The organism is Arthrobacter sp. zg-Y844 (assembly GCF_024385465.1).
Lineage (GTDB): Bacteria > Actinomycetota > Actinomycetes > Actinomycetales > Micrococcaceae > Arthrobacter_B.
This window is the reverse complement of sequence record NZ_JANFLS010000004.1, coordinates 286,960-300,077: the sequence shown is the minus strand read 5'-3', so window position 1 is coordinate 300,077 and position 13,118 is coordinate 286,960. Positions and strand designations below refer to the sequence as shown.

At 66.9% G+C, this 13,118-nt stretch carries 11 protein-coding genes; 6 read left to right on the top strand and 5 right to left on the bottom strand.

Translation table 11 applies throughout. The annotated features are described in order from the left end of the window. Positions 1-81: 81 nt before the first annotated feature. The 4 genes from NNX35_RS13805 to NNX35_RS13790 form a co-directional block, all read right to left on the bottom strand. Positions 82-1,230: an adenylate/guanylate cyclase domain-containing protein gene (locus NNX35_RS13805; RefSeq protein ID WP_255868061.1), complete on the bottom strand. Its 1,149-nt coding sequence runs from the start codon at positions 1,228-1,230 to the stop codon at positions 82-84. After that, positions 1,223-1,792: a PH domain-containing protein gene (locus NNX35_RS13800; RefSeq protein ID WP_255767077.1), complete on the bottom strand. Its 570-nt coding sequence runs from the start codon at positions 1,790-1,792 to the stop codon at positions 1,223-1,225. The genes NNX35_RS13805 and NNX35_RS13800 overlap by 8 nt, the downstream gene beginning before the upstream one ends. Positions 1,793-1,826: 34 nt before the next feature. After that, a complete protein-coding gene (locus NNX35_RS13795) occupies positions 1,827-2,693 on the bottom strand; it encodes a biotin--[acetyl-CoA-carboxylase] ligase (RefSeq protein WP_255868060.1) in 867 nt (288 codons plus the stop codon). Positions 2,694-2,773: 80 nt separating this feature from the next. Then, the gene (locus NNX35_RS13790; protein ID WP_255767075.1) at positions 2,774-3,631 is read right to left on the bottom strand and encodes an NAD(P)-dependent oxidoreductase; all 858 of its coding nucleotides are present in this window, start codon (positions 3,629-3,631) and stop codon (positions 2,774-2,776) included. Positions 3,632-3,895: 264 nt separating this feature from the next. On the opposite strand from NNX35_RS13790, the gene NNX35_RS13785 reads away from it, so the two are divergent. The 5 genes from NNX35_RS13785 (at position 3,896) to NNX35_RS13765 (ending at position 9,785) form a co-directional block, all read left to right on the top strand. Then, positions 3,896-5,485, top strand: coding sequence for an acyl-CoA carboxylase subunit beta (locus NNX35_RS13785; RefSeq protein ID WP_255868160.1), 1,590 nt, complete (start codon positions 3,896-3,898; stop codon positions 5,483-5,485). After that, complete coding sequence (locus NNX35_RS13780) at positions 5,482-5,715, top strand: acyl-CoA carboxylase subunit epsilon (RefSeq protein WP_255767074.1); 234 nt, start codon at positions 5,482-5,484, stop codon at positions 5,713-5,715. Before NNX35_RS13785 ends, NNX35_RS13780 begins: the two co-directional genes overlap by 4 nt. Before the next feature lie 74 nt (positions 5,716-5,789). Then, complete coding sequence (locus NNX35_RS13775) at positions 5,790-7,490, top strand: DUF885 domain-containing protein (RefSeq protein WP_255767270.1); 1,701 nt, start codon at positions 5,790-5,792, stop codon at positions 7,488-7,490. A 171-nt stretch (positions 7,491-7,661) separates the two neighbouring features. Continuing rightward, positions 7,662-9,056 carry a dicarboxylate/amino acid:cation symporter gene (locus tag NNX35_RS13770; RefSeq protein WP_255767073.1) on the top strand — a complete coding sequence of 465 codons (1,395 nt, stop codon included), beginning with the start codon at positions 7,662-7,664 and terminating at the stop codon, positions 9,054-9,056. 93 nt (positions 9,057-9,149) lie between these two features. Beyond that, the gene (locus tag NNX35_RS13765) at positions 9,150-9,785 is read left to right on the top strand and encodes a Maf family protein (RefSeq protein WP_255767072.1); all 636 of its coding nucleotides are present in this window, start codon (positions 9,150-9,152) and stop codon (positions 9,783-9,785) included. A 253-nt stretch (positions 9,786-10,038) separates the two neighbouring features. Here NNX35_RS13765 and NNX35_RS13760 read toward each other — a convergent pair whose 3' ends face one another. Next, positions 10,039-10,641 (bottom strand): hypothetical protein, encoded by a 603-nt coding sequence (locus NNX35_RS13760; RefSeq protein WP_255868059.1) that lies wholly within the window; start codon positions 10,639-10,641, stop codon positions 10,039-10,041. Positions 10,642-11,233: 592 nt separating this feature from the next. Here NNX35_RS13760 and NNX35_RS13755 point away from each other — a divergent pair. Continuing rightward, complete coding sequence (locus NNX35_RS13755) at positions 11,234-13,039, top strand: biotin carboxylase N-terminal domain-containing protein (RefSeq protein WP_255868058.1); 1,806 nt, start codon at positions 11,234-11,236, stop codon at positions 13,037-13,039. Positions 13,040-13,118 lie beyond the last annotated feature (79 nt).

Here is a 13,118-nt window from a genome sequence, read left to right as displayed (position 1 = left end):
CCGCATAGTGTTGCACAAATCCCAGGGGTGGGTGAGCTACCTCACCCGCAGGCCCGCAAAGCCGAGGGGCCGGAGGGTCCGCTAGTCCAGCACGAGGCCGGATCCGGTCCCCCGGGCCAGGGTCACCGGATGGATTTCACCGAACCCGCGCACGTTGCGCGGCTGGTGCGGGATGAGCACGAACTTGGGGTTGTCCTTCAGCGCCGCGGCAGTGGAGGCATCGGTAAGGACCGTACCGGGTTCGGCCAGGGAGGTGAGCCGGGAAGCAAGGTTGACGGTGGGTCCGTAGATATCGCCAAGCCGGGAAAGCACCCGGCCCCAGACCAGGGACACCCGGGCAGAGGGCAGCAGATCGTCCTCGGTAAAGGCCTTCGCCAGCGCCAGCGAAATCTCCGCTCCGGCCTCCGGGCTCTCGGCGTTGAAGAGGACTTCGTCACCGATGGTCTTCACCAGCCGTCCGCCGCCCACCGAGATGATCTCTGCGCACTTGTGCTCGAAGCGCTGCACCATCTGGGCCAGGGTCTTCTCATTCATTTGCCGGGAAAGGCTGGTGTAGGAGACGAGGTCGGCAAAACCGACGGCGCGCGCCAACGGCAGCGGCGCGTCATCGGAGGCGGCGTCGTCGTGGCTGGCCAGGCCTGCCTCGGCACGCAGGGCCAGGCGCTGGACGGCCGCGTTGAGCTGGCGTTTCCAGGCGTAAACGAGGGTCTTTTCGAGCGGCTCGATCAGGCCGGGAAGAGCCTCGACCAGCCGCTTGCGGGCTTCGGCGTCGGTGATACCGCGGCGGACCACCATTTCCTCCACCAGCGCTTCGACCTGCCAGACCACCATCCGGTCCGTCATCTGGCCGATGGACCGCATGATGGAGATGGCTGCATCCTCGGTGAGCTGCTCGTCGCGCACCAGTTCGATCACGGTGCTCAGGGCCTCGCGGTCCTGTTCGGTGAAGAAGACGGCGTCGTCGTCAAGGTTGGGGAAACCCATGGCCCGCCAGAGCTTGCGCGCGGAAAGCAGGGACACGCCCGCTTCGGCGGCGGCTTCACGGCGGCGAAGCGTACGCGGGCCGCCGAGCAGCTGCGCCTCAAGCTTGCGCACGTCCTCCCGGTCGATCTCGGTGCCGGTACTGGCATGGGTGTAGTCGGGACGGGGCACCGGAACGGGCTGCACGGGCGGGGTCGTCGGTTCGGGGTGGTTCGCGGAACCGAGCTCGCCGTGGCCGGTATCAGTCATCGTCCCTCCCTTCGTAGTCGTATTCCCCGTCTGTTTCCATATCTACACCATCAAACATGGCAGTCAGCGGCAGCTGGCCGATGGCGGCGACCACCATGGAGCGGAAACGGTGCACCTCCGGCACCGCCGGATACTGCATAATCCGCCCATGCCCCAGGTCGAGGATGAGGGTGCCGCTGCGCTGCATCCGGTCCGTCACGGACTGCCGGATTTCCAGCTGGTAAATGGCGGCAAGGGCAATCTCGTGCTCGCGGCGCATCAGCACTCCCTGCCGCTGGATCAGCCTCCGGTCGGTGAGGATGATGCGTCCGGCAAGCCAGCGCAGCACGGGCGGAACGGCGTAGCGGGCCAGCAGCAGCACGGCCAGCGCCACAACCGCCGGCTGCAGGTAGGGGCTGAATTCGGCCAGCTGTCCGGGCAGCGAGTCCCGGCTTAGCCAGCCCAAGGCGTAACCGGCCAGGGCTCCGGTGATTCCGGCGAGCACCAGCGGTTTCCACAGGGAACGGGCGTGCGGGCGGCCCGCGGCGATGATGTGCTCGCCGGGAGAGAGTTTCAGGCGCACGGGTCGCCTCCCGGCAGGCGGGTAGGTTCAGCCCTCACGGCTGCTCGGGGCGCAGGTGTACGACGTCGGCCGCGCTGACGGTATGCGTGGCGCCGGCGTCGTCGACAATGACGAGGGCACCCGTGGGCGCCAGGGCAACGGCACGGCCGGTAAGGACGCCGCCGCCGGGCAGCTGTGCGCTTACGCCGCGGCCCAGGGTGCCCAGGCGTGCCGACACCTCGTCCCGCAGTGCCTCCCGGGATCCGGCAGGCACTGCCTCCGGATCGCCGTCCACCGAGCAGAAGGACCGGTACCGGGCTGCCAACGCCAACAGGTAATCCTGCAGCAGGACGTTCCGGTCCGTAGTGGACGCATACTCCATCAACAGGCTGGTGGCGGTGGTGACGGGCAGGTCTTCGTCCGTGAGGCTCACGTTCAGGCCGGCGCCGACCACCACGGCCGGCGGGCCGCCGTCGGATGCCGGAACCAACTGGGCCAGCACTCCGGCGAGTTTCCGCCCGTCCACCATGACGTCGTTCGGCCATTTCAACCGGGCTTCGACGCCGGTGCGCGCCGCCACGCTTTCGGCCATGGCCAGGGCAGCCAGCAACGACAACCAGCCATAGGAGGTTGTGGGCAGGGGGCGTCCGGACGGGCCCGCCGGACGCAGCAGCACGCTGACGAACAGCGAGGAACGCTCGGGGGCCACCCAGCTGCGGTCCATCCGGCCGCGGCCTGCCGTCTGCAGCTCAGCGGTCAGGACGGTCAGGTCCGCGACCTCCCAGGGGCGCAGCCGTGCGGCGTCCGCCAGATCCGTATTGGTGGATCCGGTCTCCGCCACCACTTCCAGCGCAGCGAAGGGACCGTTGGGTACCACCAGTGCCGCCCTCAGGCGGCCGGGGTCCAGGGCCGGTCTTTCCATGCTGGAGTAGTGCAGTTGCATTCTTCCGATCTTACGCGGGCGCCCTGACATTCCCTTCGCGCCCGGTCCTGCAGCGCGGGTTAGAGGAAGAAGTCCGGCATCAGCTTGTCCGCGGGCACTCCGGGAGCATAGCGGCTGAAATCCGTGATTCCTTCCTCGCGCAGCACCTCTTCGTCGGTGTAGAAGTTGCCGGTGGACTGTCCGCTCGGACGGGTGAGGATCGCGTGTGCGGCGTCCGCCATGATGTCAGCGCTGCGGGAGGCCGCGGCGAGCTTGTCCCCTCCGGGCATGTTGCGGATGGCCGCGGTGTTAATGCCGGTCACCGGCCAGAGCGAGTTCACGGACACGCCGTCGTTCTTCAGTTCCTCGGCCAGGCCGAGCGTGGTGAGGGACATACCGTACTTGGCCATGGTGTACGCCAGGTAGCCGCCGGCCCACTTGGGATCCAGGTTCAGGGGCGGGGACAGGGTGAGGATGTGGCCGTTGCCGGACCGGCGCAGGGCGTCCAGGGAGAACTTGGAAAGCATAAACGTGCCGCGGGTGTTGATGTCGGCCATCAGGTCATAGCTCTTCATCGACACGGCGTCGGTGCCGGAAAGGTCGATGGCAGAGGCATTGTTCAGGACAATGTCGATCCCGCCGAACTGCTCGATGGTGGATTCGACGGCGCGGGCAACGTCTTCGTCGCGGCGCACGTCGCCGATGATCGGCAGGGCCTTGCCGCCGGCTGCTTCCAGCTGTTCGGCGGCCGTGTAGACGGTACCTTCGAGCTTCGGGTGCGGCTCCGCCGTTTTGGCGAGCATGGCGATGTTGGCGCCGTCCGCTGCTGCGCGCAGGGCAATGGCGAGGCCGATGCCGCGGCTTCCGCCGGACATCAGGATGGTGCGTCCGGCGAGGGACCGGGACGCCGTTTCCGGGGTGCTGTTGGGGATGCTCATAGCCACAGGGTAATGCACCCTGCAGCTATGTTACTAGCCAGTAACATCATGTCTCCGGAGATTCCCTTCCGGGGACCGGACCAACCGGCAGGAGACGACATTGTAGGTTTTCTACACTCTGTCCCCCCGGCGCGGCTCATTAGACTGGGTAAACCGTCACGCATTTTGTGCGGAACCTACTTAACGCCCTGCACTGCCCCATCCTCGGGATTCCCCGAAGGCGCGGCAGCGTCTGAACTGAAGCACCCGGAGGCCCCTTTGAGTATCGACCAGGACCTGTCCCTGCATACGACGGCCGGCAAGATTGCCGAGTTCCGGCGCCGGCAGGCCTCGGCAGCGGTGCCCTCGGGGCAGGCGGCAGTGGAAAAGCAGCACGCCCGCGGCAAGCACACCGCCCGCGAGCGGATCGACCTGCTGGTGGACGCCGGGTCCTTCGTGGAGTTCGACGCCCTCGCCGTGCACCGCTCCACCGCTTTCGGCATGGAAAAGAAGAAACCCCTCGGCGACGGGCTGGTTTCCGGCTACGCCACCGTGGACGGACGCCCCGTGGCCGTCTACAGCCAGGACTTCAGCGTCTACGGCGGCTCCCTGAGCCAGGTCAACGGCGAGAAGATCGTCAAGGTGCAGGAATTCGCCCTGCGCAACGGCTGCCCGGTGATCGGCATCCTGGACGGCGGCGGAGCCCGCATCCAGGAAGGCGTCGCCTCGCTGGCCATGTTCGCCGATATTTTCCGCAACAATGTCCACGCCTCCGGCGTCGTTCCCCAAATCTCACTGATCATGGGCCCCTCCGCCGGCGGAGCGGCCTACTCCCCCGCCCTCACCGACTACGTGGTGATGGTGGACAAGACCTCGCACATGTTCATCACCGGTCCCGACGTCATTAAGACGGTCACCGGTGAAGACGTGGATATGGAAACCCTCGGCGGCGCCCGGCAGCACAATGCCAACACCGGCACCTCCGCCTATCTGGCCTCCGACGAAGAGGACGCCGTCGAGTTCGTCCGCGAGCTGCTCGATTTCCTGCCGTCGAACAACCTGGCCGAAGCACCGCTGACCGCGTTTGACCAGGACCCGGAAACCACCGACGCGGACCTGGCCCTGGATGAGTTGATCCCGGACTCCGCAAACCAGCCCTATGACATCCGCACCGTCATCGAGACCGTCCTGGATGACGGGCACTTCCTGGAAATGCAGGCCCTGTACGCCCCGAACGTGATCATCGGCTACGGCCGCATGGAGGGCCACACGGTAGGCATCGTGGCCAACCAGCCAATGCAGTTTGCCGGCACCCTGGACATCGCCGCCTCCGAAAAAGCGGCCCGGTTTGTCCGCAACTGCGACGCCTTCAATATCCCGATCCTGACCTTCGTGGACGTGCCGGGCTTCCTGCCGGGCAAGGACCAGGAGTTCCAGGGCATCATCCGCCGCGGCGCCAAACTGCTTTACGCCTACGCCGAGGCCACGGTTCCCAAGCTGACGGTCATCACCCGCAAGGCCTACGGCGGCGCGTACATCGTGATGGGTTCCAAGAAGCTCGGCGCCGACATCAACCTCGCCTGGCCCACTGCGCAGATCGGCGTGATGGGTGCCCAGGGCGCGGTGAACATCCTCTACCGCGCGCCGCTCAAGGCAGCGGCCGACGCCGGCGGCGACGTCGAGGACGTCCGGCGCCAATACATTGAGCAATATGAAGATGAGCTGCTCAACCCCTACCAGGCGGCCGAGCTCGGGTACGTGGACGCAGTCATTGCCCCTTCGGACACCCGCCTGCAGCTGATCCGGGGCCTGCGGGCACTGCGGGACAAGCGTGCGTCCCTGCCCGCCAAGAAGCACGGGAACATGCCGCTGTGAGTATTGACGGCAGCACCCCGGAACCGGCTTCGGAGCCGCTGTTTTCCGTGGTTTCCGGCTCCCCGACGGACGAGGAACTTGCAGCCCTGACCGCCGTCGTCGCCGGGCTGGGAGCGCAGGCTGCACTCCTGCCTCCCGCCCGCCCGGCCCACCGCGCGTGGGCACGGCGGCGGAACCTGCGCCTGGACCCGAAGCCCGGGCCGGGGTCCTGGCGGCGGAGTTACCGCTAGCCCCGATAAGTGCCTCGGGGCCGGTGTGCGGTTAGGCTACCTTTGTGACTCATCAGACACCTTCCTCCGCGCCCGTGTCCGCCACTGCCGGCAGTACCCCGGTGCGCCGGCTTACCGCCATCGACGCCGTTGCCGATGCCTTCACCTCCACGTTCCTGCAGCTGGATCCGTCCCTCGCCACGTCCCTGGGCATCCCGGGCCGGGAAACCGAATACGGCGATTACTCGCCGGCCGGCCTGGAGTCCTATGCCGAAGCAGTCCGGGAGACGCTCAGCCGGCTGGACGGGCTTGAGCCCGCAGACGACGTCGACCGCGTGACCCTTGACGCCATGCACGAACGCCTCGGCTTGGACCTGGAAATCCACGAGTCCGGCTGGGACCTGGCCGAGCTGAACAACATTGCTTCCCCCGCGCAAAGAATCCGCAGCATCTTCGACCTCATGCCTACGGATACCGAAGAGCAGTGGCACCACATCGCCGGGCGCCTGAACAACGTGGACGACGCCGTCGCCGGCTACATCACCAGCCTGCGCAGCGGCATCGGACACGGCCGGGTGTCCGCCCGCCGGCAGGTAAAGATCGTGGTGGAGCAGGCTTCCGCGTATGCAGAGGACGGCGGGTTCTTTGACGCCCTCGCCGCCAATGCCGCCCTCCCCGGAGGCGGAGAGCTGCCCGTCGCGCTCCGCGCGGACCTGAAAGCTGGAGCCGAATCCGCCCGCCGGGCCTATGCCAACCTTGCATCCTTCCTGGAGGAGGAACTTCTTCCGGCTGCACCCGCCGCAGATGCCGTAGGCCGGGAGCGTTACGCGCTGATGTCCCGCCAATTCCTCGGATCCGCCGTCGATCTGGAGGAAACCTACCAGTGGGGCGTGGAGGAACTGGACCGCATCATCGCCGAGCAGGAAGCCGTGGCCGAGCAAATCCGGCCCGGCGCCACCGTGGCGGAAGCCATGCGGATCCTCGATGAGGATCCGGCTCGCCAACTGCACGGAACGGATGAACTGCAGGCCTGGATGCAGGACCTCGCCGACCGCGCCGTCGAAGACCTCTCCGGATCCCACTTCGAGATCACCGAACCGATGCGCCGGATCGAGTGCATGATTGCACCCACCCAGGAGGGCGGGATCTACTACACCGGTCCCAGCGACGATTTCTCCCGCCCTGGCCGCATGTGGTGGTCCGTGCCGGCCGGCGAGGACACCTTCACCACCTGGCAGGAAACCACCACGGTCTACCACGAGGGCGTTCCGGGCCACCACCTGCAGATTGCGACGGCGACGGCATCCCGCGGACTGCTCAACGACTGGCGACGCAACATCTGCTGGGTTTCCGGCCACGGCGAGGGCTGGGCCCTCTATGCCGAAAGGCTGATGGAGCAGCTGGGCTACCTCAGCGACCCGGGCGACCGGATGGGAATGCTGGATGCGCAGCGGATGCGTGCCGCCCGCGTGGTCTTCGACATCGGCGTCCACCTGGAACTGGAAATCCCGGAACGGTGGGGCGAAGGCACCTGGACGGCCAACAAGGGCTACGCGTTCCTGAAAGAAAACATGTCGATCAGCGAAGGGCAGCTCAACTTCGAGTTCACCCGCTACCTGGGTTGGCCGGGACAGGCCCCGTCCTACAAGCTGGGCCAGCGGCTCTGGGAACAGATCCGCGACGAGGTCCGCAGCCGTGAGGCCGGTGCGTTCGACGAGAAGGCTTTCCACACCCGGGCGCTGCAGCTCGGCTCCGTGGGGCTGGACACCCTGCGGCGGGCCCTGCTGGGCGAGTAAACGGACGCGATCTTAGTCACAGCGGCCCGGGGAATATCCCGGGCCGCTGAGGCGAAGCCCCATGACAGCACGGATTTGGCGACCGCCAGGTGAGCACTCCACCTTTTTCCTGCCGTCATATTTCGCAACTTGGAGGCGGTTCTGGTAATGACGCACCGCTAGAGTCTTTCCGTGACCTCACAGACCTCCTCCCCTGAATCCACCGCCCGGCGGCTGCCCAAGTGGGCAACGTCCTTCGGACCGCAGATCATCGCCGCCCTTATTGCGGGCCTGGCGCTGGGCCTGCTGGCCAAGTCAATGGGCACCGTTGACGATGAGCCCAACTGGCTCACCACCACACTGGACACCATCGGCACCAGCTACGTATCGCTGCTGAAGGCCGCCGTTGTCCCCCTGATCTTCACCGCCGTGGTCAGCTCCATCGCCAACCTCCGGGCCGTTTCCAACGCCGCCCGGCTGGCCTGGCAGACGCTGCTTTGGTTCGCCATCACGGCACTCATCAGCGTGGTCATCGGCATCCTGCTGGGCTTCTTCCTGCAGCCCGGCAACAACGCCGACGTCAGCCAGGGCGAGGAATTCAGCGGCAGCCAGGGCAGCTGGGTGGGCTTCCTGACCGGCCTGGTGCCGGCCAACTTCCTGGGACTCGGCGCCAGCTCCAAGGTGGCGGAGTCCGGGGACGTCACCACCAGCGTCAGCTTCAACGTGCTGCAGATCCTCGTGATCGCCATCGCCGTCGGCATCGCCGCCCTCAAGGTCGGCAAGCCCGCCGAAGCGTTCCTGGCCCTGAACGCCTCGGCCCTCGCCGTTATCCAGAAGGTCCTGTGGTGGATCATCCGCCTCGCACCGGTCGGCACGGTCGGCCTCATCGGCACCGCCGTCGCGACCTACGGCTGGGACACCATCGGCTCCCTGGGCATGTTCGCCCTCACCGTTTACCTTGGCCTGTTCCTGGTGCTGTTCGGTGTCTACCCGGCACTGATCAAGGCCCACGGCCTCTCCGTCCGCCAGTGGTTCTCCGGCGCCTGGCCCGCCATCCAGCTGGCCTTCGTCTCCCGCTCCTCGGTGGGTACGCTGCCGCTGACCCAGCGCGTGACCGAGCGTAACCTCGGCGTCCCCCGGGCCTACGCCTCCTTCGCCGTACCCCTGGGTGCAACCACCAAGATGGACGGCTGCGCCTCCATCTACCCGGCCGTCTCCGCGATCTTCGTGGCACAGTTCTTCAACGTGGACCTGGTCTTCACCGACTACCTGCTCATCGCACTGGTTTCGGTCCTGGGTTCCGCCGCAACCGCCGGCACCACCGGCGCCGTCGTGATGCTCACGCTGACCCTGTCCACCCTCGGCCTGCCGCTGGCCGGCGTCGGCCTGCTGCTGGCCATCGATCCGATCCTGGACATGGGCCGCACCGCCGTGAACGTGGCCGGCCAGACCGTGGTCCCCACCCTCGTGGCCCGGCGCAACGGACTGCTGGACAACGGACTGTACAACGCCCGCCGCCAGGGCGATCCCTTTGCGGACGATTCCGAGCAGATCGAGGTTCCCCTGCTCGTTGAGTCCAAGAGCTGATCCCTTCGGGCAGCAGCGCCGGGCCGTCCCTTCGGGGGCGGCCCGGCGTTTTTGGTTTCCGGGCCGGTCCGCCGCGGCACTAGGCTTGAACCCGTGACCAACCCGAACCTGAGCCTCATCCTGGCCTCCGCGTCCCCCGCCCGCACCAAGCTGCTGACCGACGCCGGCATCAGCCATACCGTCCTCGTCTCCGACGTCGACGAAGACGCCGTCACCGCCCGCTACGGCCTGACCGACCCGCACGATACGGCCCTGCTGCTGGCCCGCGCCAAGGCCGAAGCCGTAGCGTCCCTGCCCGAGGCTGACGGCGCGCTGGTGATCGGCTGCGATTCAGTCTTCGAATTTGCCGGCGAGGCACACGGCAAGCCGTGGGAAGCCGACGTCGCCCGCGAACGGATCCGCCGCATGAGCGGTTCCTCCGGGGTACTGCATACCGGGCACTGGCTGGTGGACTGCCGCGACACCGACGAGGACGGCTCCGGAGCCACCCTCGGGGCGGTGTCCTCTGCCGAGGTGCACTTCGTGAAGCTTTCCGAGGACGAGATCGAGGCCTACATCGCCACGGGCGAGCCGCTGCAGGTGGCCGGTTCCTTCACTATCGACTCCCTGGGCGGGGCGTTCATCGAGCGGGTCGACGGCGACCCGCACGCCGTCGTCGGACTTTCCGTTTCGACGCTGCGCGAGCTCCTGGCCAGCGCCGACGTGCGGATCATCGACCTCTGGAAGTAACTTCTGCGGCGTTCCCGGCGCCGGGGCGGGCTGCTGTACAGATAACGGGCGCATCCGGGTCTGGTCCGCGGCGGATGTACAGATAACGGGCTTATCCCGGCGCCAATACCCCGTTATCTGTACTAGCACCGCGCCACCGCGGCCGTTGTACGGCTAACGGGCCTATCCGGTCTGGTCCGCGGCGGATGTACAGATAACGGGCGTATCCGGGCGCCAGCACTCCGTTATCTGCTAGCACCACAGAACCTCAGCCTTACGTGCCGTTACCCGTGCGCCACCCGGCCAGGGCCAGGCCTCTGAGTACCTTTGCTCTGATACGGTGCTGGCCCTGCGCAAAGTCAGCTTTGCTTATCTTGACCTGAATCCAACCCAACTCCGCCGTCTTGAGATCCCTGTAGTGGTCACGGGCCTGCTGTTCGGGTGTTAGGTGATGCGCGCCGTCGTACTCAAGACAGGTCCGGAATTCCTGGCAGCCGAGATCAGCCCATACCTGCGGCTCTCCCGCGGCATCACAGATGGCAACGTTTGGGAGGAATTCGGGCAGCTCCGGGTCAGCAAGCAGCATCAACCGCAGCCGCGTTTCCGGCGGTGAATCCACTCCCACCCGGAGGCGTTCCAGTGCACTCCGGCATTTGCGGACATGAGCGTTGCGCGCCTTACCCTCGATGAATTCGCGCAGATCCGCCAATGGCACGAGTGCTACACGGGGCGTTCCAAAATTCCGATGATGCTCACTGACGATCTGGTCCCCCATAACCACGAGCTCTTCCGGAGACAGCATTCCGGCAAGGTCCAGCCATGTGCGGGCAATGCTGGTGACCGGCAGTCCCTGGACCGTCTCCGTCTCATCCGCCATTAGCTCCAAACGGTGCCCCACCACATTCCTTCTCCTCGGCGTCCCTAGCCCCGGGGGTCGGCTCAGATGGATCACCGGTTCCTCAGCCAGCCGCCAAGGAAGCACCAGTCCGTGCAGCCGCGCCGCCGTCGCATGGCTCAGGACGGCGTCCGGCAATAACTCCATATACGGCCGGCAGCTGTCTGCCAGGGAGAACCGGCCTCCCACGGGCACCCGCACGGACCGGCTGGGAGTCCTTAGGTCAGAAGCACGGAGCCGCTCCGCGCTAACGCCCTGCGCTTCGGCTTCTGCCACATTGAAAGGCCTGCCGTGGAGTGCAGCCGGCAATGGGTTAGGGGATCTCATGTCTCCATCCATCACCTGTCGCGAACCTCCCCGCCATCTCGTTCGGGCTCCAGATCGAACTGGCACCTTCGAGAATCCGGCGGTGGAGGGATACTTACCCGACTTCCACCAACCGCCGGGAACCTCCGGCCTTTTGTAGAATCCCCACAACGAACGGGCGGTTCCCACGCAGAAACAGCACGCATTATGGCCCGAGACCACAAAACCGCGCTAGGCTCCGAACAGATCAAAAGGAGCCAGTGCACCAATGAGCCAGAACATCCCCGCGCCTGCTGCGACCCCCGCCAAGGCACTCACCAAGATCCTCATTGCCAACCGCGGCGAGATTGCGGTCCGCGTCATCCGCGCCGCCCGCGATGAGGGAATTGCCGCCGTTGCGGTCTATGCCGATCCCGACCGCGACGCCCTGCACGTCCGCCTCGCCGACGAGGCCTTTGCGCTCGGCGGCAGCACCGCGGCCGAGTCCTACCTGGACATGGACAAGATCCTCGACGCCGCCGCACGGGCAGGCGCCGACGCCATCCACCCCGGCTACGGCTTCCTCTCCGAGAACGCCGAATTCGCCCAGCGCGTTCTCGACGCCGGCCTGACCTGGATCGGCCCCTCCCCCAGCGCCATCTCCTCGCTCGGGGACAAGGTCCAGGCCCGGCATATTGCCGCCAAGGTCGGCGCCCCGCTGGTTCCGGGCACGGCGGATCCGGTGGAGTCGGCCCAGGATGTCCTGGACTTCGCGGACCGGCACGGACTGCCGCTGGCCATCAAGGCAGCCTTCGGCGGCGGCGGCCGCGGCATCAAGGTTGCCCGCACCCGCGAAGAGATTCCCGAAATGTTCGACTCGGCGGTCCGCGAGGCCACAGCTGCGTTCGGCCGGGGTGAGTGCTTCATCGAGCGTTTCCTGGACGCCCCGCGCCATGTGGAAACCCAGTGCCTTGCTGATGCCTACGGCAACGTGGTGGTCATTTCCACCCGCGACTGCTCCCTGCAGCGCCGCAACCAGAAGCTTGTCGAGGAAGCCCCGGCCCCGTTCCTCACCGAACAACAGAACGCGAGCCTGTACTCGGCGTCGAAGGCCATCCTCAAGGAAGCCGGCTACCAGGGCGCCGGGACCTGCGAATTCCTGGTCGGCAAGGACGGCACCATTTCCTTCCTGGAGGTCAACACGCGGCTGCAGGTGGAACACCCCGTCTCCGAGGAAGTCACCGGCCTGGACCTGGTCCGCGAACAGTTCCGCATCGCCCGCGGCGAGGCGCTGGGATACGGCGACCCGGAAGTGCGCGGCCACTCCTTCGAGTTCCGCATCAACGGCGAAGACCCGGGGCGCAACTTCATGCCCGCCCCCGGCACCGTCTCCGAGTTCAAGCTGCCCACCGGCCCCGGCGTCCGCGTTGACTCGGGCATCGAAGCGGGCGAAACCGTGGGCGGGAACTTCGATTCCATGCTCGCCAAGCTGATTGTCACCGGCGCCACCCGCCGCGAAGCGCTGCAGCGTGCGCGGCGCGCCTTGGCGGAGATCGACGTCGCCGGCCTGCCCACCGTGCTGCCGTTCCACCGCGCCGTCGCTGCGGACCCCGCCTTCACCGGCGAGGAGACCTTCGGCGTCCACACGCGCTGGATCGAGACCGAGTTCGCGAACACCATCCCGGCGTGGAGCGGCGAACCCGGAACGGGCGACGACGACGACGAGCGCCGGCGCGTCACCGTTGAAGTAGGCGGCAAGCGGCTCGAGGTCGTGCTCCCGGCCGGCCTGGGCGGCCCCGCAGCCGGCGCATCCAACGTCACCCGCGGCAACGGCAAGGCCCGCAAGCGTTCCCGGGGCGGTGCATCCACCGCGGCCGCAGGCGATGACCTGACCTCACCCATGCAGGGAACCATCGTCAAGGTGGCTGTCGAGGACGGCGCAGCGGTTCGCGAGGGTGACCTCGTGGTGGTGCTCGAAGCGATGAAGATGGAACAGCCGCTGACCGCGCACAAGTCCGGCACCATCTCCGGCCTGAGCGCCCTGCCCGGCGCGACGGTGTCCGCCGGCGCCGTCATCGCCTCGATCCTGGACTGATCCCGGAGCAACCGGGAGCAGCACCGCGCAACAGCAGCGGCCCCGCAAACAAAGCAGGCCCGGTTCCCTCAACGGGAAC

Coding starts and splice junctions, on each gene's coding strand:
- NNX35_RS13805 (WP_255868061.1), bottom strand. CDS start 1,230: ATGACTGATACCGGCCACGGCGAGCTCGGTTCCGCGAACCACCCCGAA.
- NNX35_RS13795 (WP_255868060.1), bottom strand. CDS start 2,693: ATGGAAAGACCGGCCCTGGACCCCGGCCGCCTGAGGGCGGCACTGGTG.
- NNX35_RS13790 (WP_255767075.1), bottom strand. CDS start 3,631: ATGAGCATCCCCAACAGCACCCCGGAAACGGCGTCCCGGTCCCTCGCC.
- NNX35_RS13760 (WP_255868059.1), bottom strand. CDS start 10,641: ATGGCGGATGAGACGGAGACGGTCCAGGGACTGCCGGTCACCAGCATT.
- NNX35_RS13755 (WP_255868058.1), top strand. CDS start 11,234: ATGAGCCAGAACATCCCCGCGCCTGCTGCGACCCCCGCCAAGGCACTC.